A 397-nucleotide genomic window follows, 5' to 3' on the forward strand; every position below is an offset into this window, starting at 1 on the left:
TGCACCAGCAGGGTTTCGTCGTCGTTGAGGTTGGTCAGGCTTTCGACGATCTTGTCGTAGCATTCCCAGTTACGTGCCGCACGGCCGATACCGCCGTACACCACCAGTTCTTTCGGATTTTCGGCAACCTGCGGGTCGAGGTTGTTCATCAACATGCGCAGCGGCGCTTCAGTCAGCCAGCTTTTGGCGGTCAGCGTGTTGCCGCGTGCGGCACGGATTTCAACGTCACGGTATTGGGTAGGCTTGGTCACAAAAAAATCCTCAACGATCAATGCGCGAACATTGATGGGTGCGAAGAGGATGCTCATGGACTCTTACGCACACATCTTTACTTGTACATACAAGCATATGCAATCAAGCGGCCAACTTTGCGCGCAAGGTTTGAAGATTTTTCCGG

At 53.1% G+C, this 397-nt stretch carries 1 pseudogene; it reads right to left on the reverse strand.

Annotation, left to right across the window (positions count from 1 at the left end):
- Positions 1–251 (reverse strand): annotated as a pseudogene (locus tag HX817_RS31395) (urocanate hydratase); the annotation flags it as partial.
- Between the last annotated feature and the right edge of the window lie 146 nt (positions 252–397).

The organism is Pseudomonas sp. C6002 (assembly GCF_013385805.1).
Lineage (GTDB): Bacteria > Pseudomonadota > Gammaproteobacteria > Pseudomonadales > Pseudomonadaceae > Aquipseudomonas.